This window comes from Mesoterricola sp. MK458, assembly GCF_055384935.1.
The window spans coordinates 4170924-4196145 of sequence record NZ_AP045075.1; the positions used below are offsets into that span (position 1 = coordinate 4170924).

Sequence of the window (25222 nt, forward strand, 5' to 3'; positions counted from 1 at the left end):
CAAAAGCCATTCCACAATTCATATGGGAGCCCACTCATGATCCTACCTCGTCAATCCTGGAGCGCGATGCGCATCAGCGCCCTGATCGTGGCCTCGTCGGGGCTGCTCTTCAGCCAGAGCAGCGCCGTGGGCAACATTACCGGCACCGTGAAGGGTCCGGACGGCAAGGTCGTCGCCGGCGCCCTGGTCCAGGCCCACACCTCCCGCGGCGTGCAGGAGCTCAAGACCGGCTCCCACGGCGACTTCAACTTCCGCCAGATGGTCCCCGGGCCCGTGCGCGTGAAGGTCTCCGCCAAGGGGACCTCGGGCTTCGAGGGGGCCATCACCGTGGTGGCCAACCAGACCAACCGCATGGACATCAAGCTGGGCGCCCAGGGCATCGTCGTGGAGGTGGTGGACACCCAGGGGATGGAAGTGATCGACACCACCCAGGCCACCACGGGCATCGTGATGACCATGGCCGAGATCAGCGAGCTGCCCATCTACTACATGGGCACCAGCCGCCTCACCGCCACCACCTTCCGCGCGCCGGGCTCCGTGATGGACACCATCCACGGCACCGACAGCCAGCACAACACCTACGTGGTGGACGGCGTGTCGGCCTCGGACGCCAACTACGGCGGCCAGAACGTCAACCTGAACAACGACTTCATCGACCAGGTGCAGGTGCTCACCAGCGGCATCTCCGCCAAGTACGGCCGCTTCACGGGCGGCGTCCTCAACGTCACCACCAAGAGCGGCACCAACGAGTTCACGGGCACCAGCCGCTTCGAGATCGCCAACGAGAAGTGGAATTCCAAGTACCGCATGCCGGGCGTGGCGTACTACTACTCCAACCTCTACCACTTCCCCATCACCTGGTCGCCCGTTCCCGACCACCACCAGACCGTGCAGAGCTACACCCTCACGGGCCCGATCATCAAGGACAAGCTCTTCTTCGCGGTGGCCTACCAGACCAACAGCCCCGAGACCCGCCTCGTCACCAAGACCCAGCCCTCCATGGGCGGGGAGGTGCCCTACACCATCGTGCGGGACTCGTACCTGCTGGACGCCAAGGTCGACTGGCAGATGTCCCTGGGGCAGCGGCTGTCCCTGGAGCTGAACGAATCCAATTCCCGGGACCTCAACGGCATCTCCAACGGCACCGTCTCGACCCTGGAGACCCTCAGCGGCCTGACCAAGTCCAAGAAGGGCTACTACTCCCTGGGCTACCTGGCCCAGATCTCCTCGTCCCTGGCCCTGGACGTCAAGCTCAACGACGCCTATTCCAAGAGCGGTGGGCCCGGCACCGGACCCACGGGCGGCAAGCTCCTTCCCACCTGGAAGGAACTGGAGTCCAGCGACGTCCTGGACAACGGCTACGGCTCGGACAGCCAGGCCGATAGCCACACCCGGACGGGCGGCATCAACCTCACCTGGGTGACGGAAGCCATGGGCACCCACGAAGTGGAAGGCGGATTGCAGTTCTACCACTACAACCGCACCGGCGCCGCCTCGCCCACGCCCTCCAACTACGAGATCCAGTTCCGGAACTACGCCACCGGCGCGACGAATCCCGGCCTCGCCAACCGCGTCCTCACGCCCATGAGCGCCGATACGACGCTCTACAGCTACTTCCCCACCCGGGGCGAAGCCGACACCAAGGTGAACAGCCTCTACGTGAACGACTCCTGGAAGGTGGACACGCACTGGACCTTCAACCTGGGCCTGCGCTTCGACCAGTACAAGAGCGCGAACAACCCCGAGAACATCACCTACTCGTTCCAGACCTTCGCCCCCAGGCTGGGCGCGAGCTACGACCTCAAGGGCGACAAGACCCACGTCTTCCGGGTGGGCGCGGCCCAGTACTCCGGCATGATCAACCAGGGCAACCTCGCCTCGGCCACCGTCACCTCCTCCCCCATCACCCGGGAGTACATGTACATCGGCACCGGCGGCCCCAACCAGGGCACCGGCCTGGACGCGGTCCTGCCCAGCGGCGCCATCAACTGGGCGGCCTGGGGCAACCACAACGGCCAGACCGGCATCGACAACCCCAACATGGTCCGGGACCCCCTCACCGACCGCAACATCTTCGTGGATCCCAACATCAAGGCCCCCAGGACCTACGAGGCCACCGTGGGCTACGCCTACAACGACACCCTCCAGAACCTCACCGTCACCTTCGTGCGGCGCTGGAACGACCAGTTCCTGGACGACTTCCACTACGGCAACGGCATGGCCCCGGGCAAGGCCAAGGTGGTCATCAAGAACGACCCCAACGCCAAGCAGAACTACTACGGTGTGGAGATGGCCTACCGCCGAAAGCTGGGCGAGAACCTGCTCGTGGGCGGGAACGCCACCTGGAGCCGCACCTTCGAGAACGCCGGCACCAACCTGGGCGGCGCCGCCTCCCAGGCCAACGACTTCGGCGAAGGCAACATCCCCACCTACCAGCTCAATCCCATGGGCCCCGCCCCTGGACTGGACGTGCCCGTCATGGTGAACGCCGACGTCAACTATCGCATCGCCATCGGTTCGGGGACCCTGAACCTGGGCCTGGTGGGCACCTACAAGTCCGGTACCGCCGTGGCCTTCCGGTCCGGCCAGGCCCAGACGACCACCGCCTTGCAGGACCAGGGCTACGCCTCCTCCTACACCCGCTACTTCCCCGAGCTGGGCATCCTGCGCCAGCCGGAGGTGTGGACCGTGGACCTGCAGACGGGCTATGAGCAGAAGCTCTACGGCAAGGTCGCGGCGTACGCCAAGATCAACATCATCAACGTGTTCAACCGGGTCCGCTACATGACCCGGGACACCGGCGGCACCGTCGTCGCCCAGGGGATGACCTTCCCCTACGCGCCGAGCCCCGCCGACGGCTCCGTGGCCAGCAACACGTTCAATCCCAACCCGACCTTCGGACTGGGGCAGGGCAACCTCTTCCCCCGCACGGTCCAGGCCGTCCTGGGCTTCAAGTTCTGAACGCAGGGTCTGGCTAGAATGATCTCCATGCCCACCATCCAGGTCTGCAGGCCCAAGCGCCACCGCCTCCGCGGTCGGTTCCGGGTGCTGCGCGGCTACGGCAGGCTGCTCTCGCCGCCCGCGCTGCTGGGCCTGTGGCTCCTGGTGGCGGGCCTGAGCGCCTTCCTGCCCGGAATGTTCATCGGCCATCGCATGACCGTGGCCCTCCAGGTCTGGGAGGGCCAGGCCCACGAGGCGGGCCTGGCCGTGGTCAAGGCCTGGACCCACCCCCACGCCCCCGTCGCCTTCACCCGGGGCGACGAGGTGGAGGTGGGGCGGTGGCTGGACGAGGACCCGCTGCTGCAGGCGCTGGTGGATCCCGCCGCCGGGCGCGTGTGGCTCCGGGATGGCCGGCGCCTGCGCCCGGCGGATCCCGCCGGCCGGGAGGAATCCTCCCGCCTGCTTCAATGGGCGCGGCAGGCCCAGGCCTCCGGGGGGTCCACCTGGATCCCCCCGACCAAGGACAACCCCCGGGCCTATGAGGAGAGCACCCTGGCCCTGGCCACCGGGCGCCACTGGGCCTTCCGGGTCTGGCACCCCTCCGCCCCCGCGACGGAAGGCTTCCTGGATCGCTTCATGGACCGGGGCGCCCCCTACCGGTTCGCCATCACGCGCTACGACCGGGATCCCCAGGTGGGGCAGCGCAACGCCGAAAGCCGCGCCGTGGCGCCCCGGAGCCGGACGTTCCGCCCGGCCCGGCCCACGTTCTCGGCCATGTTCCCGGACCTCAGCCTGTCCTTCGGGGATCCCTGGGTGGCGGGCCTCTGGGGCACCCGGGCCCAGGCCGAAACCATGGATCACCGGATCCGGGCCTGGACCCGCATGGCCTGGGGCGCCCACTTCGCCTTCGTGGCGCTCCTGGGCCTGGGGTGCCTGCTGCACGTCTACATCAGCCGGCGCGACCGCCTCCGGGCCGACCAGCTGGCCTTCCTGGCCCACAGCCTGAAGACGCCGCTGACGGTCCTGAAGCTGCGCTGCGACACCGTGCGCAACGCCAACCTCGCCAAGGAGGTCCAGGAGTCCCACCTGGCCCGCATCGGCGACGAGGTGGACAAGCTGGTGAAGATCATCGAAGCGGGCCTGGAAGGGGTGCGCCCCGAGGCCCGCGTCCCGGTGGCGGAGGTCCTCGGCGCCGCCTTCTTCCGGCGGCTCCACGGGCAGATGGAACCCATCTTCGCGGGCGAGGGCAGGACCCTCGACCTGGAGGTGGAGGACGTGACCTTCCGCGCCTCCTCCAGGGCCCTGCAGCCCGCCCTCAACACCCTCCTGGAGAACGCGCTGGTCCATGGCCAGGGCGCCACCCGGGTCCGGGTGCGGCGGTGCGGCAAGGTCGTGGAGATCCAGGTGCGCGACGAGGGCCCGGGCATCCCCCTCGCGAAGCTTTCCGACCTGGCGGCTTCGGGCGTCGCCCAGGCCGGGCCCGGCCACGGCGTGGGCATCTTCCTGCTGCGCCAGATGGCCGCGCACGAGGGCTGGGGACTGCGCTTCGACGCGGTGGGCGAAGCGGGCTTCGCCGCCGTCCTGGAGATACCGGCCTAGGCCGGAACCGGCGCTCCCACTGGATCCGCGAGGATCCGGGCGGCGCCTTAAAACCCGGCGTTTTCCTGTCCAGACTTCACTGGGACGGGCCGCCGCCCAGGGCGATCCTTGCTGTTGGCGGGACGCCCGCAAACCCTGAGCACCCATTCCCTGGAGCACCCCATGAGAAGCATCGTCCGAACCGTCCTGATCTGCTGTTGCGCCGCCCTCGCCGGGAGGGCGGGGGCAGAAGGGGCGACCTACCTGAAGATCGGCGATCCCGCCCCCGCCATCGCCTCGGCCACCTGGATCAAGGGGACGCCGGTGAAGGCCTTCGAGAAGGGCAAGCTCTACGCGGTGGAGTTCTGGGCCACCTGGTGCGCCCCCTGCAAGGAGAGCATCCCCCACCTCACGGAACTGGCCCGCACCTACAAGGGCAAGGTCACCGTGATCGGCATGGACATCTGGGAGACCCAGAAGGCGGGGAGCGGCGACACCCTGCCCAAGGTCAAGGCCTTCGTGAAGGCCCAGGGGCCGAAGATGGGCTACCGGGTCGCCGCGGACGGCAGCGACGGCCGCATCGCCGACGCCTGGATGAAGGCCGCCGGCGAGGGCGGGATCCCCTGTGCGTTCCTGGTGGACCGGGAGGGCCGCGTGGCCTGGATCGGCCATCCTTCCGCGCTGGAGTCCGTCCTCAAGGAGGAGCTGGCGGGCACCTACGACCTGGCCGGGGCCCGGACCCGTCGCGAGACGGAACTGGAGATCACCCGCCCCATCGGGGAGGCCATGGCCGCCAAGAAGTACGCCGAGGCCGCCAAGGCCATCGAGGCGGCGATGGAGAAGCGCCCCAAGCTGAAGTACTCGCTGGCCTACCAGCACCTGGTGGCCCTCTACCATGCCGACCTGGAGCGGGGCATCCAGGTGTCCAAGGCCATCCTGGAGGAGTCCAACCACGAGCAGGGCGCCTACTACATGATGCAGGCGATCTTCGCGGTGGAGACGGACCTCGCACCCGCCGCCTACGACTTCGGCAAGAGCCTGGCCAAGGACCTGGAGGCCCGGGGCATGGGGAACTACATGCTCACCGCCATGAAGGCCGAACTCTACGCCAACAGCGGCGATCCCAAGGCGGCGCTCCGGTTCGCGGAGGAGGCCCTGGCCGCGGCCGAGAAGGATCCCCACGCCACGCCCGGCAACCTCGCCCTGATCCGCAAGAACCTCGCCAAGCACCGGGAAGGCCGGTAGCATGCGACGCGCCCTCGCCGCCATCCTCCTCGCCGCGCCCCTGGCGGCCCAGACCGTGCCCCTGGTGGAGCGGACCCTGCCCAACGGCTTGAGGGTCCTGCTGGTGGAACGCCACAACGCCCCGAGCATCGCCTGCGGGTGGGTGGCGCGGGTGGGCAGCGCCAACGAGACCGCCGGGGCCACCGGCATGGCCCACCTCTTCGAGCACATGATGTTCAAGGGCACCGACACCATCGGCACCCGGGACGCCGTGCGGGACCGGGAGCTCAACGCCGCCCAGGACCGGCTCCGGGCCGGCATCCGCGAGGAGCTGGCCCTCCTCCGGGAGCGCCAGCGCCGGGGCGAGGGCGGCGGCCTCCAGGACCCGCAGGCCCGGAGCCCCCGGCACCAGGAGCTCCTGGACGCGTTCAACCGCCTCGTGGCCGAGCAGCGCAGCCTGGTGGTCAAGGACGAGCTGCCCAAGATCTACGACGAGATGGGGGCCACCGACCTGAATGCGAACACCACGCCCGACCGCACCTTCTACCACGTCACCGTGCCCGCCAACAAGCTCGAGCTGTGGGCCTGGCTGGAGTCCGACCGCCTGAAGAACGCCGTGTTCCGGGAGTTCTACAGCGAGCGGGACGTGGTCCTGGAGGAGCGGCGCCAGCGCACCGACGCCACGGCCACCGGCCGGATCCAGGAGGCCTTCGCGGCCCTCTCCTGGGAGGCGCTGCCCTACCGGTGGCCCGTCGTCGGCTGGCCCAGCGACGTCACGCAGATCACCCGGGAGCAGGCCGACCGGTTCTACGCCACCTACTACGCCCCCAACAACCTCTCGCTCGTCCTGGTGGGGGACTTCCGCACGGAGGAGGCCTTCGCCTTGGTGGAGCGGTACTTCGGGCGCCTGGCCCCCAATCCTGAGGGGGTGCCCCCGGTGCTCACCACCGAGCCTCCCCAGGTGGCCGAGCAGCGCATGGTGGCCGTGGCCGACGCCAGCCCCATGCTGCGGGTGAACTACAAGACCGTCCCCGGGGTGCACCGGGACGCCCCGGCCCTGCAGGTGCTCGCGGGCATCCTCAACGGCGCTTCGGGGCGCCTGCACCGCCTCCTCGTGACGGGGGAGAAGACCGCCCTGTCGGTGCGCAGCGGCGCGTTCGGGATGCGCTACGGGGGTTCGTTCACCCTCATGGCCGAGCCCGCCCCGGGCCACGGCCCCGCCGAGCTGGAACCCGCCCTGTACCGGGAAATGGAGAAGATCGCCGCCGGCGGCGTCACCCCCCGGGAACTCGCGCGCGTGAAGAACCAGGCCCAGGTCGGCCTGTTCCGCATGCTGGAGAACAACGCGGGCCTGCGCTACGCCCTGGCCGAGGCCGAGGGCATGGGCACCGCGCGGGACCTCCTGGACGCCCCCCGGCGCCTGGCCGAGGTCACGGCGGAAGACGTGGCCCGGGTGGCCCGGACCTACCTCAAGCCCGAAAACCGCACCGTCCTCCTGGTGAGCCGCAGGCCGGCCCGGGTGAACCCCCCGACCCCGGAGGTCAAATGAGGATCCTTCCCATCGGCCTCCTGCCCTTCCTGGCGGCCTCGGTCCTGGCCGCCCAGGCCATCCCGGCCCGTCCCGAGCGGCTCACCTTCCCCCCCCTCGCCTTCGCCATGCCCCGGGTCCGGGACCACGAGGCGAGGCTCGCCAACGGGGTGGCCGTGTACCTCCGTCCGGAACCGGAAGGCGTGCCCCTCGTGCGCATCGCGGTGCACTTCAAGGGCGGCGCCTACCTGGAGCCCAAGGGCAAGGAGGGCCTGGCCGCGCTCTTCGGCCAGGTGCTGCGCAGCGGCGGCACCCAGGGGCGGTCCGCGCAGGACATGGACCAGCGCCTGGATGATCTGGGAGCCACCCTCTGGAGCCACTGCGGGTCCACCTCGGGCGAAGTGGCCCTGGAGGTGCTGGAGAAGGACCTGCCCGAAGGCCTGGCCCTTTTCATGGACGTGCTCCTGCGTCCCGCCTTCGCCCAGGACCGGCTCGACCTGGCCCTCCAGGGCGCCCGGCGGAACATCGAGGGCCGCAACGACGACGCCGATGCCATCAGCGCGGTGGAAGCCGCCTTCCTGCTCAACGGCGAAGGGCATTTCACCACGGCCCTGCCCACCCGCGGCAGCCTGGACGCCATCACCCGGGCGGACCTGGAGGCCTTCCACGCCCGGCTCCTGCACCCCGCCAACCTCGCGGTGACGCTCACGGGGCGGTTCCAGCGCGGTCCCATGCTCGCGCTCCTGGAACGCACCCTCGGGGCCCTGCGGCCCGGGCCCCGGGCCCTGCCGAGCCCGCCCGTGCCGGCCCCGCGCGCGGTGCGCGTGCCCGGCATCCGGGTGGTGGACAAGGACCTGGTGCAGAGCCGCGTCCTGCTGGCGCTGCCGGGCCTGCGCCGGCTGGACGCGGACTGGCCCGCGGCCGTGGTCCTGAACCAGGTGCTGGGGGGCGGAGGCTTCACCGCCCGGCTCACCCGGAAGCTCCGCAGCGACGAGGGTCTCACCTACGGCGTCTACGCGGGCTTCGACGAGGGGGCCCACTGGCGGGGAGATTGGACCTGCGCCTTCCAGACCCGCAACGCATCGGTCCCCTACGCCCTGCGCCTGACCCTCGCCGAGATCCAGCGCCTCCGGCGGGAGCCGGTCCCCGAGGCCGAGCTCAGGACGATCAAGGATTCCATCATCCAGTCCTTCCCCTCCCAGTGGTCCGATCCCGCGGCGGTGGTGCGGTTCTTCGCGGAGGAGCACCTCCTGGGATGGCCCCCGGACGCCTACGCGGACTTCCGCGCGCGGGTCGAGGCGGTCACCGCGGCCGATGTGCAGAAGGCGGCCCGCACCTACCTGGACCCCGCCAAGCTGGTCGTCCTGGTGGTGGGCAAGGCCGCCGAAGCGGAGGCCGGGGATCCCAAGGACCATCCGGGCCGCCTCGGGGACGCGCTGGGACTGCCGGTGACGCGGCTGCCGCTGCGGGATCCCCTCACCCTCAAGGTCCTGCCCTGATCCCGGACCGGCCTGTGCGGGCCCGTCAGAGCCCGCGCAGGCCGCCCAGGAAGAGCGCCGCGCCGACGCCCACCAGGGCCGCCAGGGCGTAGATGCACAGGACCACCAGGGTCATGATGCCCACGTAGCGCCAGAAGGATTTCTGGGCCCGCAGGGCCTCGGCCAGCGCGTCGGGGCCGCCGTCCCGGAGCAGGTCGGTGATGCGGCTGGCGTAGCGGTTGAGGAACAGCACGGGCGGGATCTGGAACGCGGCCATGACGAGGTAGATGCCGGGCAGCACCACGCGCATCCCCGCAGGCATGCCGCGCAGGGGCCCCTGGGTCATGCCCACCACCGCCAGGGCCACCACCGCCATCAGGATCGTCCCGAGGATGCCCAGCACGCCCATGAAGCGCACCCAGGGGCGGGTGGCGCGCAGGGCGTCCACCACCTCGGCGGCCACGGCGGCCTCTTCCCGGGGCGGGGCCAGGGTGATCGCGGGGGCGGGGGGCGGCGGAGGGGCCACGCGCAATTCGGGGAGGGACCCCGCCTGGGTCCAGTCGGCGAGCCCCTGGCGCCACACCAGGTCGTTCCAGCGCACCTGGCCGGAAGCCAGCAGGGCCTGGAGGGTCTCCTGGGGCACGGGGCCCTGCGTGGCTCCATTCTGGATGTAGCTCCAGGCATCGCTCATGGTGTCTCCGGGGATCCCCCCGATGATATCAGATGGTCTTGCGTTGATATTCGCCTTGACCGGTTCAGATGGCCGGAGCGGGCATGTGGTAGGCCTCCCACTCCTCCTTCGCCGGGCCGTAGATGCCCGGCACGCGCAGGCCGGCCTGGCGCATCAGGACCGTCATCTGGCCGACGTGGTGGATCTGGTGGGTGAGCAGGATACCCAGGGTCTCCCCCCGCTTCCACGACTGGCCGTACATGTCGTCGGAGACCTCCAGCGTGGCGTCGTTCCAGGCGTCCAGGGCCGTCTGCAACGCTTCGGCGGCCTTCACGTAGGCCTGCCGGATCTCGGCCATCGTAGCGGGCAGAGGGAGGGGCTGGTTGGCCAGGAAGGCCTCACCGTGGGGCAGCTTGAGGCCGGTGCGGGAGGGCATTTCGATGAGGGTCTCCACCAGATGGAAGGCCAGGCGGCGAAGGTCGCGATGGCCGTCCGCCACCGCCGTGCCCGCGGCGGACTCGGGGATGGCGTCCAGGATCTTCAGGTAGCTCTCCCGGGCGTGGGCGAAGGAGGCGCGGAAGTCGTCGAGGCGTCGGAACATGGGAACTCCTTTGAAGGGAATGGCTCGGCCCGTGGGGGCCGGGACCCGGGTGCGTGGAAGGGCCGCCATCCGTGACGACCTTCCGGATGGAAGACTGGCAGGGGCTCCTGCCAGGGATCTGTCAGGAGTCCCAGGGGTCGTTCTCCGCCTTCCGGATGTAGTCCGCCAGGGTGTGGCCCTCGATCGGTTCAAAGGTCCCCTGGAGCACGGCCACGGATTGGATGCGGTCCAGGCGGAAGGTGCGGAACTCGTCCCGGAGTTCGCACCATCCCGCCAGGCACCAGGTGTGCCCCCAGAAGAAGAGGCCGAGGGGATAGACGGTCCGCTCCGAACCGGTTCCGTCCGCCCGCCGATAGCCCATGAGCACCTTGCGGCGGGCGCGCATGGCCGTCCGCAGTTCGCCCATGAAACGGGCACCGCCACCCGCCGCCCAGAAATTCAGTGCGTGCATCTCCGAATGGGCCAGTCTCCGCCGCACCTCCGGGGAGGCGGCCGCTTCGACCTTGAGGAGGGCGGAGCAGGCCGCCTCCCGCAGGGCGGGATCCGACCAGGCCTGGATCATGCGGGCTCCAGCGATCAGGGCCTCCAGCTCATCCTCGGTGAAGCCCAGGGCCGGCAGCTCCGCGTGGCGGCCCAGGCGGTAGCCAGCTCCGGCCTCGCCCTCGATGGCCACGCCGGACTTCTGAAGGTCGGCCACATCCCGGTAGACCGTTCGAACCGATACGCCCAGTTCCCCCGCGAGCCGTTGCGCCGTGGAAAGGCGGTCGCGGCGCAGGAGCTGGACGATGTGGAACAGGCGGTCGGCACGGCGCACGACCCATGATAGCCCGCCTACGCCCCGTTCCACCGGTGGTCTAATGGGGGATCCCCAGGAGCCGCCCGTGACCCGGATCATCGACATCACCGCCACCCTCTCGCCACGCCTGGCCGTGTGGCCCGGGGACGTGGGCTTCAGCCGGGAGATCCTCGCGCGCATGGCTGACGGGGGCGCCGCCGACTGCAGCGCCATGCGCACGACGCTCCACGCCGGCACCCACGCCGACGCCCCCGCCCACATCCTGCCCGGGGCCCCCGCCATGGACGCCGTGGACCTCCTGCCGTACCTGGGCCCCTGCGAAGTCATCACGGTGAAGCTCCCGCCCCGGGAGCGCATCCTCCCCCATCACCTGTCCGGCCCCGTGCGGGCCCCGAGGGTGCTGTTCCGCACGGATTCGTACCCCGACCCCGAGCGGTTCTCCCCCGATTTCAACGCCCTCTCCCCCGAACTGATCCGCAGCCTGCGTGACCAGGGCTGCCTCCTGGCGGGCATCGACACCCCGTCCGTGGATCCCTTCGACTCCACGAACCTGGAGAGCCACCACGCCCTTTTCGAAAGCGGCATGCGCTGTCTGGAAGGCCTGCGCCTGGAAGGCGTGGCGCCCGGGCTCTACACCTTGTCGGCCCTGCCTCTGCGCATTGAAGGCGGGGACGGCTCCCCGGTGCGGGCCGTCCTCGTGGAAGGGTAGGGGGGGCATTTCATAAGTAAATGAGTTGGCTTCTTCTGCTGGCTGGTTGAGGGTCGGAGGGTCCAGGGGGGCTCGGTAGGGTCATCAAAAAGATCAAACGCAGAGGCGCTGGGGGCTCGCTGGGGCGCTGGGGAAAAAAAGAACCTCATTCCCTGACTTGACCCCTGATGGACGGCCGGATCCGCCGGGCTGTTCCTGGACAAGGCTTTTCACCCAGCGCCTCAGCGAGTCCTCTGCGCCCCAGCGTTCCATTTTTTTCTTGGCATTCGCGGCGCAACGGGTTCGTGCGTTGACGTGGACGATTCCCCCCTTTACCCCCGCCGGCGCACCTGGACCATCGCCGCGGCCAGGGCCACCACAATTCCGAATCCGCCCACACCGGCCCAGCCCGTGGTCCTCCAGGCCAGCATGGCTCCACTGGATCCCAGGCTGCCGCCCAGGAACATGCCGGTCATGAAAAGCGTGTTCAACCGGTTGCGCGCCTCGGCCCGGAGGCCGAAGACCAGTTGCTGGTGGGCGATGAGGGCGCTCTGGACGCCGAAGTCCAGGAGCACGACCCCCACGGCCATGCCGGCCAGGGTGTTCCAGCCCACGAGCACCAGCCATCCGGCGAGCACCACGCCGGCGCCGGTCATGACCACCGGGGCCGGGCCCCGCCGGTCCGCGACGCGTCCCGCCAGCGGCGCGGCGAGGATCCCGATGGCCCCGATCACCCCGAAGAGTCCGGCCAGGTCCGCGCCCCGGTGGAAGGGCGGCTGCTCCAGGTGCAGCGCCAGCGTCGTCCAGAAGGCGCTGAACGCCGCGAAGAGCAGGGCCTGGGTGAGCGTCGCGCGGCGCAGGCGGGGCTCCCCGCGCCAGAGGTGGAGGAGGGAGCCCAGAAGCCGCCCGTACCCCATGGAGGCCGCGGGGAGGCTGGGGGGCAGGAACCGCATGACGGCGGCCCCCGCCAGGGCCATGGGGGCGGCGAGCCAGAACATCGTCCTCCAGCCCCAGTGGGCCCCCACGAACCCCGACAGGGTTCGGCTCAGGAGGATCCCGGTGAGCAGGCCGCTCATCACGCCCCCCACCACCGCGCCCCGGCTCCGGTCCGAGGCCAGGGACGCGGCCACGGGGAGGATCTGCTGGGCCACGGTGGCCCCGGCCCCGATGAGGAACGAGGCCGCCACCAGGGACCAGGCCCCGGGCGCCACGGCGGCCATGAGCGTCGCCAGCACCAGGGCCATGAACTGCACCGTGATCAGCCGCCGCCTCTCCAGGAGGTCGCCCAGGGGCACCAGGAAGAAGAGCCCCGCGGCGTAGCCCAGCTGGGTGACGGTGGGGATGACGCCCACCGCCATGCCGTCCGGGAAGGCCCGGCGCAGGATGCCCAGCATGGGCTGGTTGTAGTAGATGTTCGCCACCGCGATCCCGCAGGCGCAGGCCATGGCGAAAATCGGGCCGGCTCCGGGCTCGCGGGACCCGGTCATGCGTTCCACTGCGTGATAACCTTCATGGAACCAATTGTACAGTGCCCGCAACCGCCGGGGCCCGGTGGATGGAGTTTCCGTGAAAGCATTGCGCATCGCGATCCTGATGCTGACCGCCCTGGGCGCATTCGCGGCCGACGTGTTCTTCGGCGGCGTCCAGCCCCGGAGTCCCGAGCCCGTGACGGTGGTGGCCTACACGGCCTACACGCTGGGGTATTCCGAGTCCGCCAAGGTGCCCCTGTGGAGCGTCTACACCGTCTCCGGGTCCCGGGGCGAGCCCGAGGCCGTGGCCCGCAAGGGCATGCCGTTCTTCACGGAGGAGGCCACCCAGGCGCGGGTGACGACCCGCGACTACGCCGGGTCGGGCCACAGCCGCGGCCACATGACCCCCTTCGCGGCCATCGCCTACGCCTTCGGGCGGGACGCCGCCCGGGAGACCTTCTCCATGGCCAACATGGTCCCCCAGCTCCAGAAGCACAACGGGGGCATCTGGTCCCGCCTGGAGGAGGCCGTCAGCGGCGTGCGCACGGGGAGCGGGTTCCGGCCCGGCCTCACCGGGAGGACCGCGCAGATCTGGGTCTACACGGGGCCGGTGCTGGGCGGCGGCGCCACGATCGGGGTCCGGGAGATCGCGGTGCCCGCGGCCCTGTGGAAGGCCGTCATCTGGATCACGCCCGAAGGCGCCACCCGGGCCTGCGCCTGGATCATCCCCCACGAGGAGGGCCTGGACCCGGCGTCCTGGATGGCCTTCGCCACCACGCTGGACAAGGTGCGCGAGCGGAGCGGCGTGGAGGTGGCGCCCGGCGGCGGCGATGGGCTTGACGCGCGGTGCGACGCCGAGGAGGTGCTTCCATGAGGCGCCACCTCGCCGCCCTGGGGGCGCTGGCGGCCGGCGTCCTGCTGGGGCTCTCCGTGCTCGTCCTTCCCGCGCCCGCGCCGCCGGGTCCGGGCTTTTCGGCCCTGCGCGCCCGGGCGCACCTGGACGTCCTGGCCCGGGCGCCCCATTCGGTGCGGGACCAGGCCAGCCTCGCGCCGGTGCGGGACTACATCCGGGGGCGCCTGGAGGCCGCGGGCCTGGAACCCGCCACCCTCCGCCACCCCGAGGTCACCGACCGCGCCGGGCACCGCTACCCCCTGGAGAACATCGCCGCGGCCATTCCGGGCCGCAGCGGCTCCTCGGTGCTGCTGGTCTCCCACTACGACGCGGCCCCCGGGTCCCTGGGGGCGGCCGACGACGGCCTCGGGGTGGCCGCCATGCTGGAGATCGCGGGCCTGGTGGCGGGGGCCCCTGGACCCCTGGAGAACGGCGTGCGCCTGCTCTTCACCGACGCCGAGGAATCCGGCCTCCTGGGCGCCCGGGCCGAGATGGAGCGCAATCCGCACCTGTACCGGGACGTGAACCTGGTCATCAACCTCGAGGCCCGGGGCGTGCGGGGGCCGGCGGTCATGTTCGAGACGGGCCGGGGCAACAGCGCGGCCATCCGTCTCTTCCGCAAGGCCCGCTGGCCCTTCGGGTATTCCTTCGCGTCCGACGTGTACCGGCGCATGCCCAACGGCACCGACTTCACCGTCTTCACCCGGGCGGGCCTGCCCGGCCTGAACTTCGCGGTGCTGGACGGGCTCGCCTTCTATCACACGCCCCGGGACAGCTCCCGGAACGTTTCCATGGCCTCCCTGCAGCACTACGGGGAACAGATCCTGCCCATGGTCCGGGCCTACGCCGCCGATCCGAGGCTGGCGGGGAAGGAGGCCTTCGCCTCCCGGGAGGACATGGTCTTCTTCCCGTGCCTGCCGGGCGTCCTGGCCTCCTGGCCCCTGCGGTGGGACCGCTACCTGTCCGTGGCCCTGGTGCTCGCCTTCCACGGGGTGATGGCCTGGAACCTGGCCCGGGGCCGGGCGCGGGTCCTGTCCATCGGGGGCTGGTTCCTGGCTTGGACGGGCCTGGGCGCGGCCGCCCTGGCGGCGGGGGCGGGGGCGAGCTTCCTGACCTCCCGGGCCACCGGGGTGCCGTGGCGGTTCGCCTACCTGCCCAACGTCCCGCTGGAGCGGCCCATCACCTGGGGGCTCCTCGCCCTGGTGGCCCTGGGGGCCTACCTCCTGGCGCGCCGATGCCCGGGGCGCTCGGCCCTCGTCGGCGCCATGGGCCTCAACCTGCTGGCCATGGCCGCCGCCGCACGGGTGCTTCCGGGCGCGACGTTCCTGTTCTCCGTGCCCCTGGTTGCGTCGTTCGCCGCCCTGGTCCTGGCCGACTTCACGGGCCGGCCCCGGCTGGCCTTGGCCGGGGCGGTGGTGGCGGTGGCGCTGTTCGTGCCGGTGCTGCACCTGGTGTCCCTGGCCCTGACGATGGGCGCCCTGGCGGCGCTGCTCCCGCTGGCGGTGCTGCCCCTGGCGCTGGCCGCGGCCCTGGCGGCGGATCCGCCCGTCACGACCCGCTGAAGGTCAGGGTCGTCACCCGCCGGGACTGGCCGGACTCCCCGCCTCCGGAGCCGCTGCTCTCGTGCAGGTGATGCACGGTGACGAGCCTGCCGTTCACCCGCGCGAAGCGGTAGGCGTCCCGCTGCTCCGAGCTGAAGCTGATGACCAGGAGGGCCTTGCCGCGTACCTTGACGCGGGTCTCGGCGGCCACGGGAAGGCCGTCGGCGTCCACCCAGACCTTGGCGGTGGCATCCAGTTCCTTGACGTACTTCCGGTCCCGGGCACCCAGGTGGGGTTCCAGCTTCAGGGAGAGGAGCCTCAGGTCCCGGCCGTCCAGGGTGTCGGCCCGCTCCTCCAGCAAGGTGGCCTTGTCCAGGTCCTGGAGGAGCTGCGGAGCGGGGTCGAAGCAGCCCTGGACGCTCAGGGCGTCGATGGAACCCAGGGCGTCCCGGGTGGGCGTGGTCTTCTCCGGATCCGCGGTGCGCAGGCGGGCTTCCTGGAGGGCCTGGGCCAGGGTCTCGCGGCCCCAGAAAAGGCGCAGGCCCTGGGGGCCGTACTCGGCCCAGGCGGAGGCCTTGCCCTGGCTGACCACGGGCTTCTTCTCGTCGCCCCTGCGGTTCCAGGTCTCGAGCTGCACCGAGGCCTTGAGCGTCTCGGCGCCGGCGGGCTTCTGCAGGCGGGTCCGCAGGGCGTCGAGACCGTCGGCGCGCAGGGGCAGCGTTAGGGCGGCGAGGATAAGGATGGGCAGGCGCATGGGACTCCCGGGCGTTCCTCCACTTTGCCCGATTCCGGCCGCGAGGTGGGGTAGACTGGTCAAAATCCGAGGTATACATGCGAATCGAATGGCTGCTGCCCTGTCTTGCCCTGAGCCTCCTTGCGGAAGCCCCCATGCCCCTCACCGCGCCCATCCGCAAGGTGCGGCTCCACCCCGACGAGGCCTGGGTCACCCGGGTGGGCCGGGTGAAGGTGGCCGGCGCCGGCGTCCACCGCCTGCTGCTCAGGGACCTGCCCCAGGGTCTGGAGCTGGACGACGTGCGCGTGGCGGCTTCCGGTCCCCAGGGCTCGCGCCTGGGCGACCTGGGGGTGGGCGCCGAGACCCGCAAGGTCACCGAGACGGCCGACTACAAGGCCCTCAAGGCCGAGTGGGAGGGGGTGCGCGACCGCCAGGACGTCCTGGAGGCGGAAGGGGAGTCCATCACCAAGGAACTGGCCTTCCTGTCGGGGCTGCAGGCGGCCTACGACAAGGAGATCTCCGCGCGCATGACCGGCGCGCTCCCGGGCGCCGCGCCCGTGGTGGAGCTCAGCAGGGGCCTCCAGGGCCGGTTCGGGGAGGTGCTCACCCGCGAGCGGCGCCGCAGACGGGAACTGGAAAAGGTCAGGGAGGATTTCCGCAGGCTGGACGAGGACCTGCGCAAGCGCGCCGCGGAGCGCAGCGCCAGCCCGGCCCAGGCCACCGTGGAGGTGGCCACCGACAGGGCCGGAGAGGTGGAGGTGGAATTCACCTACCGCATCCGCGGCGCGGGCTGGGTGCCCACCTACGAGGCCCGCCTCGCCGCCGACGGGAGGAAGCTCGAGCTGGCCATCTTCGCCACCGTGCGCCAGGGCACCGGGGAGGACTGGAACCGTGTGCAGGTGGAGATCACCAACGCCCGCAGCGGCCGGAGCCTGGCCCTGGCCCAGTACCACGGGCCCCGGCTCGTGGACTCCGCGCTTCCCGCCATCGAGGTGGCGGAGCGGCGGATGAAGGCCAAATCGAGCCTCTCACCGGGCATCGCCCAGAACCAGTATCTCCAGGCCCCCGCGGCGGCGGTGGTGGAGGTGTTGGCGGCGGGCGCCCCCATGGACGCCACCGAAGCCCAGCCCCTGGAGGAGGCCCGGGGCATCGCGGCCACCTGGGCGCTGGAAGGGGCCAAGGACATTCCCGCGGACAACGAGGCCCACCGCTTCCGCATCCTCGCCCGGGACCTGGAGCCGGCCCTGGCCCTGGTGGCCACGCCCCGCCTGGATCCCACGGTCCACCGGGTGGCGCGCTTCCCGGTCCCCGCGGGGATCCCCCTCTTCCCCGGCGCGGCGGTGGTGCACTACGCGGGCACCCAGCGGGTGGGCCAGACCGCCCTGGAGATGCCTTCCCCCGGGGCGCCCTTCCAGTTCGGGTTCGGCCCCTACCGGGGCGTGCGGGTGGAGCTGCGCCAGGTGGAGGCCCTGAAGGAGGCCGTGGGCACCTTCACCAAGGACATCCAGTGGACCCTGCGCGAGCGCATGGAGGTCGCCAACGACACCGCCGAGGCGGTGCAGGTGGAGCTCCTGGACCGGGAGGTGCGCGCCTCCAGCGACAAGGTGCGCATCACGCCCCTGCCCGAGGCCACCCCTTCCCGGGAGGCCGCCGTGCCGGGCGTGCGCGCCTGGACCCTGGCGGTGGAGCCCCGGGCCAAGGGCGCCGTCACCCTGGGCGCCCAGATCCGCATTCCCGCCGGGTGCGTCCTCACAGGGGCCGACGACCTGCATCTGCCCCGCTAGTACCGGCAGGTCCGGGTCCCCCCATCTCGCCCCGTTCGTTGCTGCCGGCTTCGCCGGCAGCAACGGAGAGCATCGCGGGGGACGTTGGAGAAGTGTTGCACCTACCGGCTTCCGGGCGCCACAACCTCCTACCCCGCCGCGCGGTCCTGCATCGAAGGGCCCAGGAGCGCGTTGAACGCGGTGTTGATCTGCGTCTCCAGGTGGATGCCCATGGCCGCGGCTTCCATGGGGCGGCCCATGAGGTAGCCCTGGAAGGCGTGGCAGCCCATGGCGTGCAGGGTCTCCTTCTGGGCCTGGGTCTCCACGCCCTCGGCCACCAGGGACAGGCCCAGGTTGTTGCCCAGGTTCACGATGGTCTGCACGATGGGGTTCGAGGAGATGACGCCGGGGCGGTCGGGGTGCATGTTGCGCACGAAGGCCTGGTCGATCTTGAGGGTGTCGATGGGCAGCTGCTGCAGGTAGCTCAGGCTCGAGTAGCCGGTGCCGAAGTCGTCCAGGCCGATGCGCACGCCCAGGGCCTTGAGGTCGTGCAGCGGCGTGTGGCGCGGGTCGGAGTTCTTCAGGAGGCTGCTCTCGGTGATCTCCAGCTCCAGGCAGGAATGCGAGAGCCTGGATTCCCGCAGGGTGCGGGCCACGTAGTCCACCAGCCTGGGGGAGGCCAGCTGGACCGGCGAGACGTTCACGGCCAGCTTGATGGGACGGGGGCTCAGGGCCTGCCAGATCGCGGCCTGGCGGCAGGCGTTGTTGAGGGCCCACTCGCCCAGCGTGTGGATGAAGAGGTTCTCCTCGGCCAGGGGGATGAACTTGGAGGGCGGCACGGCGCCCAGCACCGGGTGCTGCCAGCGCAGGAGGGCCTCCATGCCCACGATGTGGCCTTCCATGTTGAACTGCGGCTGGTAGAAGATCCGCATCTCGTTCTTGGCCAGGGACTCGCCCAGGAAGGCGTCCATCTGCTGGCGCTCGAAGGCGGCCTCGCTGAGGGTGAGGGTGGTGCACTGGATGGCGTTGCCGCCGCTGCCCTTGGCGCGGTTGCAGGCGTTCTCCGCCTCCTTCTGGAGCGTGGAGGCGTTGTCCCCGTCCTGGGGCGACAGGCTGATGCCGATGCTGGCGGTGAGCCGCACCTCGCGCTTGGAGACGCGGTAGGGGATGCACAGGGCGTCCAGGATGCCCTGGGCGATGCGCAGGGGCTCCATGGGATCCCGCACCTCGGGCAGCAGCACCGCGAACTGGTCGCTGCCCACCCGGGCCAGCGTGTCCCCGGGACGAAGCAGCACGGAAATGCGCCGGGTGAGCTGCAGGCACAGGTCGTCGGAATCCGCGAAGCCCAGCGTCTGGTTGATGGACTTGAAGCGGTCCAGCTCGATGAAGAGCACGGCCACCATGTTTCCCTGGCGATGGGCCATGAGGATGGCCTGGCCCGTGCGGTCCGCCAGGCGGAAGCGGTTGGGCAGCCCCGTGAGCGGATCCTGGTCGCGGAGGCCCTCCAGCTGCGCCTTGAGCTGGGCCACTTCCGACCGGGCCTTCGCCAGGTGCTCCACGAGTTCCGAAGCTTCCATGTCTTTCAGGAGCATTTCATTCGGATCCGGATCGGGTTGAACAGAGGCCACGAAAGATGCTCCTTGGGGACCTGCTCGGGTTGTGCACGACAACGAAGGCCTTGCCGGGGGGTCTCCATGCCTGGGAATGAAGGCTGATCAAGAACAATTGAACATATTATTAGGCACCGATCAACTCCATAGAAGCTGGTATTCGTGACGGGTGCCGGCGGGATCCGCCGGGGGGATGTGGCGCACGGCGGCCCCGTGGGCTCCGGCGATCTGGAGGCCGTGGGTGAACCAGGCCGGCACGTGGCATTCGAAGAACCAGGGCACCGGCCAGACGGCCCAGATGCGCACCACCGCGGACTGGGCGCCCGTCAATTCGGCGGTCACCACCCCCCCCTCCACGGAGCCCCGCCAGAAGGCGGGAAGGGCCTCCACGAGGCTCGCGGGCCCCCGGAAAGGGATGGGGTGGCGCACCCGGATGGTTTCCGCTCCCAGGGCCCCGGGCACCTGGCCCAGGTTGCCGGCCCGCCGGAACGCGTTCCAGCATTCGGTCACCAGGCCGGCGTCGATCCAGACGTCGAAGACCGGCGGCGCCGCCGCCAGCGCCCGGGCCCCGGGGGAAAGTTGGGCGAGCAGCTGCCGCCAGGCGTCCTCGCCCAGGGTGGTCCGCGCCGCGGCCACGCTCATGGGAAAGCTGGACCCCCGGATGCGGTGGATGACCGCCGCTTCCTTCGGTGGATCGACTGGGGATGGTGGCATCCAGGAATTCTAGCTGCGAATGGCCCGCCGGACCTACCCTTCGGGCCGGACGCGGTTAACCTCGTAGATGAGGAACCCCCCGATGAGATGCCCTTCGGAAATGCCGGTCCGTGCCCGAGGCCCGCGTGCCTGAGCGGCTCCTTGAGCTCTGCGAGGGTCGGCGGCAGGGCCGGCCCCGGGCCCTTCCCGCGGTGTGCTCCGCCCATCCCCTGGTGCTGCGGGCGGCCATGGACGAGGTCCTGTCGGCGGGGGGACCCCTCCTGGTGGAGGCCTCCGGCAACCAGGTGAATCCCCTGGGCGGCTACACGGGACTGACCCCGGAGGGCTACCGGACCTTCGTCCTGGGGCTGGCCGCCGAAGCCGGCTTCGACCCCTCCCGCCTCATCTTCGGCGGCGACCGGCTGGGCCCGGGTCCCTGGCGGGTCCAACCGGCCGCCCAGGCCATGGCCAAGGCGGGCTCGCTGGTGCAGGCCTGCGTGGCGGCGGGGTTCCGGAAGCTCCACCTGGACACGGCCGTGGCCTGCGGCGGCGACGGGACGGCCGTGGCGCCGGAAACCGCCGCACGGCGCGCGGCCTCGCTGTGCCTGCTGGCCGAGCAGACCTGGCACGAACACCCGGACGGCCACCCGCCGGTGTACGTGCTGGGGGTGGACGCGCCCGGCGAATCCGGCCCGAGGGTCACCCCCGTTCCGGAGGTGCACCGCGCCCTGGTCCTGTTCCGGGAAGCCCTGGCCCAGGAAGGGGCGGCCGGCGCCTGGGAGCGGGTGGTGGCCCTTTCGGTCCAGCCCGGCGTCGCCTTCAGCGAAACCACCGTGCACCCCTACGACCGCAAGAAGGCCCGGCCCCTGGCCAAGGCCATCGCCGGCCGCAGGCCCTGGATGTTCGAGGCCCACGGCGCCGACTACCAGCACCCCGGCGTGCTGCGGGACCTGGTGGAGGACGGGGCGGGGATCCTCAAGGTGGGCCCCTGGCTGACCTTCGCCTGCCGGGAGGCCCTCTTCGCCCTGGAGGACGTGGCCCGGGAACTGAACGGGGGAGGGCCGTCCATCGAGCTCCGGGTGGTGCTGGACCGCGCCATGCGCAAGGATCCCGTCCACTGGAAGGACCACCACCACGGCCCTGACCGGTCCTACACCCGGCTCTTCAGCTACCGGGACCGCTCCCGCTACTACTGGACCGACCCGGAGGTGGAGGCGGAGGTGGAACGCCTTCTGGCCGCCACGGCCGGGCCTCTGCCGAGCCAGCTCCTGAGCCGGCACCTGCCCATGGCCCTGGACGCGGTGCTGGACGGGGAACTGGAGCCCAACGGGCGGGCCATCGTCCTGCATGCCGTGCGCCGGGTGTTCGGCCACTATGTGGCGGCGTGCCGGGACGAGGCCTGAGCGGGCCTGGAATGCTCAATAAATAATTCAAAAATGATGAAAAACGTCTCCCTTGGGTTCAATCGGCGCCTAAGGCGATTTTTATGCAGCCACGACGTTTCAAATTTTATACAATTTTAATCATTAAATTATTTCCACCCGATTCCCCAAGGCCCGAACATGCGCAACAACCAACCGGTCACCGCCGTCGAACATCACCTCAAAGACGGGGCTTTCATCGTGTCCATGACGGACCCCCAGGGCCGGATCACGTACGTGAACGACGAGTTCGTGCGCATGAGCGGATTCAGCGCCGAGGAGATGATGGGCCAGCCCCACAACATCGTGCGGCACCCCTTCATGCCGGCGGCGGCCTTCGCCGACCTGTGGGCCACGGCCAAGGCGGGCAAGCCCTGGTTCGGCATCGTGAAGAACCGCTGCAAGAACGGGGACTTCTACTGGGTGGACGCCAGCGTCACGCCGGTGATGGACCGGGGGCAGGTGACGGGCTACGTCTCCATCCGGAGCCGGCCTTCCAGGGCCCAGATCCGCGAGGCCCAGCGGATGTATGAACTTCTCAACGCCGGCAAATCCATGGCCGAGGCCACCGCCCAGCCGTGGATGCCGCTGCGCTCCTGGACGTCCCGCTGGCGCATGCGCGGGGGGTTCGCGGCCCTCCTGGGCCTCCTGGCCCTGGCCATGGGCCTGGACATGGCCGCCTTCCTGAAGGTCGGGGAGGGCGTCCGGCGGATCCAGGAGGCCAACCCCGCCGTGAAGGGGCTCGGAGAGGTGGCGTCCCTGGTGGACGGCGGCCTCTGGCTCCTGGGGCTGGGCGGCCTTGCCGTCGTCGTGGCCGGAGTGGTCATCGCCTGGCTCCTCCTGCGCGCCCAGCGGCTCCAGTTGGGCGGCGAGCCCGAGACGGCCATCGACGCGGTGCAGCAGATCGCCCAGGGGGACCTGCGCGTGGAGCTGGAGACGCCCCCGGGGGACACCACCAGCCTCCTGGCCCGGCTTCGCACCATGCAGTCCAACATCAAGGGCATGGTCAACCGCATCCGCTTCGACGGCACGCGCGTGACCGAGACGGCCGAGAACTTCTCCGCCGCCACCCACCAGATCGCCGCCACCAGCCGCGAGCTGGCCCGCAACGCGGAGGAGGAGCGCATCTCGGTGGAACGCATGGCCTCGGCCATGACCGAGCTGTCCGCCTCCATCCAGGAAGTGGCCTCCAACGTCAAGGCCAGCCAGCGCCAGGCCGTGGAGGCCGTGGCGGCCACCGAGGCCGGGGACCGCTCCGGCGAGGCGGCCCTGGCTGCCATGGCGCAGGTGGAGGACGCCACCACCAAGGTCGTCCACGCCGTGCGCGTGATCCAGGAGATCGCCCGCCAGACCAACCTCCTGTCCCTCAACGCCGCCATCGAGGCCGCCAAGGCCGGCTCCCTGGGCAAGGGGTTCGCGGTGGTTGCCGAGGAGGTGCGCAAGCTCGCCGAGCGCAGCGCCCAGTCCGCCCGGGAGATCGCGAGCCTCATCGAGGTGAGCAACGAGGCCGTGACCCAGGGCCGCGCCACCGTTCAGGGCGCCGTGGACGCCCTGGGGGACATCCGCGAGCACATCGGCCAGGTGACGTCCATGGCCATGGAGATCAGCGCCTCGGCCGAAGAGCAGTCCGCCGCCAGCACCGAGGTGGCCGACCAGGTGGAGCGCAGCGCCGCCAAAGCCACCGAGAACGCCAGCGCCAGCGTGCAGTTGTCCAGCACGGTGGAGACCATCAGCACCCATTCCGATGAACTGGCCCACACCGCCGAAGGCCTCGCGGCCCTGGCCCGGCAGTTCAGGACCTAGCGGATTTTCGAGAAGCCCACCTCGACCTTGCTGAGCCCGGGAAAGCCCGGCAGGGGCGAGACCCGCCGCGCCCCGGCCTTCCCCCTGTAGAAGTAGGGGTCCACCTGGGCCTTGGGATCCGGCAGTGCGAAGTACAGCGTCGCGGGCTTGCCCTCCAGGGCCCGGGAGGTGACGTAGCCCACCAGGGCGTGCTCGGCGGAGTGGTAGCCGTTCTTCCACAGGTGGATCTTCGGGGCATCCTCGTCGCGCTCGCCCTTGGGCCCGACCCAGCCCCGCACTTCGTGGTGCCTGCGGTCGACCATGGAGGTGAGCCAGAACGCGGCGGTGGTGTCCAGGGGCTTGGCCCACTTGCGGTCGGACAGGGCCAGGGTCTCGGCCAGCTGATCCAGTTCCGCGTAGATCCACCACTCCTTGGAGGCCTCCACGGAGCCGTCCCGGCGCAGCTTGGAGCCCCAGGTGCCGTCGGGCAGCAGGGCCATGCCCAGGACGGCGGCGCCCTCGGTGTCGGCGAAGCGCACCAGGGCCTCGTCCCCCGCGAGCCGCCCGATGCGGCCGATCATCCACAGGGCCTTGGCGGTGTGCCCGAAGTCGGTGTGGCGGGTGCCCAGGGCCCTGGGTTCGTGGAGCGTGCCCCAGAAGAGGTGCTTGTCGGGGGCGTGGTACTTCTCCACCATCACCCGGGCCAGCTTCACCAGGTCGCCCTTCCACTGGGTGCGCAGGGGCTCCGGGAGGATGGGCGCCAGGAGCAGCATGTAGGCGTTCACCTGGTCCAGCTGCGCCACCAGCTCCTTGCGGCCGGTCTCCTCCGCGGGGCCCTTGGCGGCCCAGCGGAGCATCCCCCAGTCCTTGTCCCAGTACTGCGTGAAGATGTGGTCCTTCAGGCGCACGATGTCGGCCAGCACCTCGGGATCCCGGGTGAGGTAGTAGTACATCGCCATGCCCAGTTCCGCGTAGGCCAGGTCCTGGGTGGTGCGCTCCAGCGTGGCGGGGCCGGGGACGCCTTTGTCCCAGTAGGTGACGGCGCTGCCCGTGTCCTTGTCCAGGGCCCTGGCGCGCAGGAACCGCACGCCGTCCCGGGCCAGGGCCAGCATGGCCGGGTCGCCCGTGAGGTGGTAGGCCGCGCCGTAGAAGTAGGTCTGCCGGGACTTCATGCGGGTGAATTCCAGGCCGGCGCTGGCCTTGATCCACCCAGGGGCGTCGGCGATCTCGGGGCAGGGGGCCTCCGGGTTGAAGAGGTTCCCGTCGTTGCACCGGTAGGTGGGGAAGTCCCCCCGGGGCGTCCCCCAGGCCGCGGGCACGTTCCAGAAGGGGAGCAGGTCCTGGTTGAAGTGGTCCAGCCAGCGCTGGCCCGGGACCGCAGCCACCAGGACCGCGGACAGGGAATGGAGGAGGAGGCGACGCAGCATGGGGCACCTGGGGAAGGGGAACGCACCCAGTATGCCTGACTCCAAATCTCTCCGCCGGAGCCAAAAAAAGGGCCCAAAGGTCGGCCCCTGGGGAGGATTCATCGGGTTGAGGCGGCCTCCCGCACGAATTGCTGGCACGGCGCTGATCGGCAATGACAGCCCCCCGGGCTGTCCTTGCCGGCGCCTACCTGCCAGCAATTCTGTGATTCAAATCCCTCCGCCGGAGCCAAAAAAAAGGGCCCAAAGGTCGGCCCCCGGGGAGGATTCATCGGGTTAAGGCGGCCTCCCGCACGAATTGCTGGCACGGCGCTGATCGGCAATGACAGCCCCCCGGGCTGTCCTTGCCTGCGCCTACCTGCCAGCAATTCTGTGATTCAAATCCCTCCGC

At 70.5% G+C, this 25222-nt stretch carries 19 protein-coding genes; 11 read left to right on the forward strand and 8 right to left on the reverse strand.

Annotation, left to right across the window (positions count from 1 at the left end; all coding sequences use genetic code 11):
- Positions 1-66 precede the first annotated feature (66 nt).
- From ACZ5LB_RS18305 to ACZ5LB_RS18325, 5 genes are all read left to right on the forward strand, one after another.
- A complete protein-coding gene (locus ACZ5LB_RS18305) occupies positions 67-2961 on the forward strand; it encodes a TonB-dependent receptor (protein WP_464603641.1) in 2895 nt (964 codons plus the stop codon).
- Between the two features lie 27 nt (positions 2962-2988).
- Positions 2989-4539: a sensor histidine kinase gene (locus ACZ5LB_RS18310; protein WP_464603642.1), complete on the forward strand. Its 1551-nt coding sequence runs from the start codon at positions 2989-2991 to the stop codon at positions 4537-4539.
- A gap of 162 nt (positions 4540-4701) precedes the next feature.
- Positions 4702-5763 (forward strand): TlpA family protein disulfide reductase, encoded by a 1062-nt coding sequence (locus ACZ5LB_RS18315; RefSeq protein ID WP_464603643.1) that lies wholly within the window; start codon positions 4702-4704, stop codon positions 5761-5763.
- 1 nt (position 5764) lies between these two features.
- Complete coding sequence (locus tag ACZ5LB_RS18320; protein ID WP_464603644.1) at positions 5765-7291, forward strand: M16 family metallopeptidase; 1527 nt, start codon at positions 5765-5767, stop codon at positions 7289-7291.
- The gene (locus tag ACZ5LB_RS18325) at positions 7288-8769 is read left to right on the forward strand and encodes a M16 family metallopeptidase (RefSeq protein ID WP_464603645.1); all 1482 of its coding nucleotides are present in this window, start codon (positions 7288-7290) and stop codon (positions 8767-8769) included. The genes ACZ5LB_RS18320 and ACZ5LB_RS18325 overlap by 4 nt, the downstream gene beginning before the upstream one ends.
- A gap of 25 nt (positions 8770-8794) precedes the next feature.
- On the opposite strand, the gene ACZ5LB_RS18330 is transcribed toward ACZ5LB_RS18325, so the two are convergent.
- From ACZ5LB_RS18330 to ACZ5LB_RS18340, 3 genes are all read right to left on the reverse strand, one after another.
- Positions 8795-9439 (reverse strand): DUF4339 domain-containing protein, encoded by a 645-nt coding sequence (locus tag ACZ5LB_RS18330; RefSeq protein WP_464603646.1) that lies wholly within the window; start codon positions 9437-9439, stop codon positions 8795-8797.
- A gap of 64 nt (positions 9440-9503) precedes the next feature.
- On the reverse strand, positions 9504-10019 hold the full coding sequence (locus ACZ5LB_RS18335) for a DinB family protein (protein WP_464603647.1): 516 nt from the start codon (positions 10017-10019) through the stop codon (positions 9504-9506).
- Between the two features lie 121 nt (positions 10020-10140).
- Positions 10141-10833 carry a helix-turn-helix transcriptional regulator gene (locus ACZ5LB_RS18340; RefSeq protein ID WP_464603648.1) on the reverse strand — a complete coding sequence of 231 codons (693 nt, stop codon included), beginning with the start codon at positions 10831-10833 and terminating at the stop codon, positions 10141-10143.
- 67 nt (positions 10834-10900) lie between these two features.
- On the opposite strand from ACZ5LB_RS18340, the gene ACZ5LB_RS18345 reads away from it, so the two are divergent.
- On the forward strand, positions 10901-11524 hold the full coding sequence (locus tag ACZ5LB_RS18345; protein ID WP_464603649.1) for a cyclase family protein: 624 nt from the start codon (positions 10901-10903) through the stop codon (positions 11522-11524).
- Between the two features lie 311 nt (positions 11525-11835).
- Here the strand turns inward: ACZ5LB_RS18345 and ACZ5LB_RS18350 are convergent, their stop codons facing one another.
- Positions 11836-12990 (reverse strand): MFS transporter, encoded by a 1155-nt coding sequence (locus ACZ5LB_RS18350; RefSeq protein WP_464603650.1) that lies wholly within the window; start codon positions 12988-12990, stop codon positions 11836-11838.
- Between the two features lie 79 nt (positions 12991-13069).
- Between ACZ5LB_RS18350 and ACZ5LB_RS18355 the strand changes: the two genes are divergently transcribed.
- Both ACZ5LB_RS18355 and ACZ5LB_RS18360 read left to right on the forward strand, forming a co-directional pair.
- A complete protein-coding gene (locus ACZ5LB_RS18355; protein ID WP_464603651.1) occupies positions 13070-13846 on the forward strand; it encodes a DNA/RNA non-specific endonuclease in 777 nt (258 codons plus the stop codon).
- The gene (locus ACZ5LB_RS18360) at positions 13843-15426 is read left to right on the forward strand and encodes a M28 family peptidase (RefSeq protein WP_464603652.1); all 1584 of its coding nucleotides are present in this window, start codon (positions 13843-13845) and stop codon (positions 15424-15426) included. Before ACZ5LB_RS18355 ends, ACZ5LB_RS18360 begins: the two co-directional genes overlap by 4 nt.
- Here the strand turns inward: ACZ5LB_RS18360 and ACZ5LB_RS18365 are convergent.
- The gene (locus ACZ5LB_RS18365; protein ID WP_464603653.1) at positions 15413-16159 is read right to left on the reverse strand and encodes a hypothetical protein; all 747 of its coding nucleotides are present in this window, start codon (positions 16157-16159) and stop codon (positions 15413-15415) included. The genes ACZ5LB_RS18360 and ACZ5LB_RS18365 overlap by 14 nt on opposite strands.
- Positions 16160-16236: 77 nt before the next feature.
- On the opposite strand from ACZ5LB_RS18365, the gene ACZ5LB_RS18370 reads away from it, so the two are divergent.
- On the forward strand, positions 16237-17922 hold the full coding sequence (locus ACZ5LB_RS18370) for a mucoidy inhibitor MuiA family protein (RefSeq protein ID WP_464603654.1): 1686 nt from the start codon (positions 16237-16239) through the stop codon (positions 17920-17922).
- A 128-nt stretch (positions 17923-18050) separates the two neighbouring features.
- Here ACZ5LB_RS18370 and ACZ5LB_RS18375 read toward each other — a convergent pair whose 3' ends face one another.
- Positions 18051-19493: a putative bifunctional diguanylate cyclase/phosphodiesterase gene (locus tag ACZ5LB_RS18375; RefSeq protein ID WP_464603655.1), complete on the reverse strand. Its 1443-nt coding sequence runs from the start codon at positions 19491-19493 to the stop codon at positions 18051-18053.
- Positions 19494-19649: 156 nt separating this feature from the next.
- Complete coding sequence (locus ACZ5LB_RS18380; RefSeq protein ID WP_464603656.1) at positions 19650-20225, reverse strand: hypothetical protein; 576 nt, start codon at positions 20223-20225, stop codon at positions 19650-19652.
- 125 nt (positions 20226-20350) lie between these two features.
- On the opposite strand from ACZ5LB_RS18380, the gene ACZ5LB_RS18385 reads away from it, so the two are divergent.
- Together ACZ5LB_RS18385 and ACZ5LB_RS18390 are read left to right on the forward strand one after the other, a co-directional pair.
- Positions 20351-21607, forward strand: a complete 1257-nt coding sequence (locus ACZ5LB_RS18385) for a class II D-tagatose-bisphosphate aldolase non-catalytic subunit (protein WP_464603657.1) — start codon at positions 20351-20353, stop codon at positions 21605-21607.
- Between the two features lie 159 nt (positions 21608-21766).
- A complete protein-coding gene (locus tag ACZ5LB_RS18390) occupies positions 21767-23428 on the forward strand; it encodes a methyl-accepting chemotaxis protein (RefSeq protein ID WP_464603658.1) in 1662 nt (553 codons plus the stop codon).
- Here ACZ5LB_RS18390 and ACZ5LB_RS18395 read toward each other — a convergent pair.
- Positions 23425-24834 (reverse strand): AGE family epimerase/isomerase, encoded by a 1410-nt coding sequence (locus ACZ5LB_RS18395; protein WP_464603659.1) that lies wholly within the window; start codon positions 24832-24834, stop codon positions 23425-23427. The genes ACZ5LB_RS18390 and ACZ5LB_RS18395 overlap by 4 nt on opposite strands.
- Positions 24835-25222 lie beyond the last annotated feature (388 nt).